Consider the following 2218-nt stretch of genomic DNA (forward strand, 5'->3'; position numbering starts at 1 on the left):
CAGGGCATCAGCCTTTTCCCAGTGCTCGACTCCAAAGTCTTCCTTACAACGAAAGAGGACCTGGATGCCATTTTTGGCAGGGGACGCGCGAGGAGAGAGATCGACCCAGAAAATCCTGGCTACTGCATCCCGATTGGGAAATCGGTGGTCTTCCCTGATTACCCTATCTACATCGACCCGGACGCCTTCTTCGGCAAGCACGTCGCCATTATTGGCAGCACAGGCTCAGGGAAATCTTGCTCGATTGCGACGATCCTCCAATCTGTCATTTCACGCGAAGAGGTCAGGCAGACGCGAATCGTGATCCTTGATACCAATGGGGAATACCATGCCGCGTTTCAAAAGCGGCATGAAGACGGAAGTTACGCGAACGCGATTTCGAATCGTCGATCTCTATATATCCCAACCGGTCCGTCGGAGAGCGGGCGGTTGACGATTCCATATTGGTTCATGGATTCGGACGATTTTGTGAGGCTGTTCCGGGCGTCGCCGGGAGTCCAGAGGCCCGTCTTGCTTAATGCTCTAACTGTTGCCCGACAGCAGGGCCTGGGGCCGCAATGGACTTCCCTGCGCGATACGATCATCCAGGAATGCCATCGAATTCTCGCGCTGACAGCTACTGGAACTTGGCAGGACAGAAACTCCATTAATTCTATATGTGATGGGGTTGTTGCGGCGCTTGGAGACACGCAGAACCAGAACGCCCTTCAGGATCTCATCAATCACTATCCGGCCCTGCAAGCGGGGGTGCCCATCGCTACGTTCCAGCAGGTAAAAGCAGAAGCCGGGCGTCAGGGCCAGAGCTACGATCCATTGGATATGTCTCGACGCCAGCACGCAGAATCCCTACTGAACGATCTGATTTCCACCTTGGCGTCGGTTCCAGTTGTTGCATTGGAGGGCGGTGCTGGTTCCGCGGATCGGCCATTCTACTTTGGGAAAAGAGCCTTCCGGTATCGCCACTTGGAGACAGCAATGTCACGCGATCAGTCGAATTCGGCGCGCACACGTGACAATTGCTCTACAATGCTAACGCGAATTCATCGCCTCCTTGAAGACTCGCGCTTCGAGTTTCTTTTTGGGCCGTGCGCTGAGGAGTGGCCGAAAATCCGCCACGGCTTAGCCTCATTCCTGAGGGATATTCTTGGGCTGGAGTCGAACGATGGAGTTAAGTTGACGAAGACTGAGGCATTGGCGGCCGGAGTATTGCCATTTTACGACCGCCAACGGGCAAATGCCGAAGCCGCGAATGTTGTAGTTGTCGATCTAAGCCTCCTTGCATCGGAGGTTCTTGAGAACGTCACGGCATTGATCGGCCGCCTGATTCACGAGTTCCTTCAGCGATTGAGTGATTCGACGATCAGTGGCGTGGGTCGCGGCGAATTTCCCGTCATACTCGTTCTTGAGGAAGCGCAGAACTACATACGCGAGAGCCGAAGAACTGAAGAGGACTCCATTTCGAAGCAGGTCTTCGAGCGAATAGCGCGGGAAGGGCGCAAGTACGGTCTTGGTCTTGTGGTCGCATCGCAGCGCCCGAGTGAGCTGTCAAAGACCGTACTGTCGCAGTGCAATAGCTTCATAGTACATCGGCTTCAGAACCCCGAAGACTTGCGTTATTTCCGTGAGATCGTCCCCGGCATCTACGGCCAGCTTCTCGATCAACTGCCTGCGCTCGCTCCACAGACCGCGCTTGTCTTGGGTGAATGTGTCCAGGCGCCGGCGTTGGTGGAAATGAGGGAAGCCGATCCAGTTCCGAGAAGCAAGAACCCCCAGTTCTACAAGAGCTGGACGTGCGAGGTAGCCGTGCCCAACGTCGAGGCCGTCTGCGCGAAGTGGGAGGGCGCTGGCAGCTCAGAAGATGTGGAGGAATAGGAGCAGGAGTGACAAGATGAAGCGCCCGACCGAACACAAAACCGTCCAGACCCGCATCCTTGCCCACGCAGGGAAGATCGGCAGGCGCTGCCTGCTCAGATTGGAGGTACTGCAATGAGCTTCGACCCGAAGATGCCCTATAACGACCTGCCGCTCCTGCCGCCGCCGGTGGATCTTGAGAGCAAGGCGGTGCTGAAGAAAGCGATTGCGGCCAATAAGGCCTTGGCGGAGTTGAAGGGGGCCGGTGAGTTAATACCGAACCAAGGCGTGCTCATTCAGACGATCGGTCTTCAGGAAGCTAAACTGTCGTAGGAGATCGAAAAAATTGTAAACACAAACGACGAAC

1 protein-coding gene and 1 pseudogene are annotated in these 2218 nt (G+C 55.6%); both read left to right on the forward strand.

The genetic code is table 11. The annotated features are described in order from the left end of the window. Positions 1-1872 (forward strand): DUF87 domain-containing protein (locus tag PHV74_14755; protein MDD5095617.1); only part of this gene is annotated, 1872 nt, incomplete at its 5' end. 114 nt (positions 1873-1986) lie between these two features. Continuing rightward, positions 1987-2181 (forward strand): annotated as a pseudogene (locus PHV74_14760) (Fic/DOC family N-terminal domain-containing protein). The last annotated feature ends 37 nt before the right edge of the window (positions 2182-2218 follow it).

It is taken from the genome of Dehalococcoidia bacterium, from assembly GCA_028711995.1.
GTDB lineage: Bacteria > Chloroflexota > Dehalococcoidia > SZUA-161 > SpSt-899 > JAQTRE01.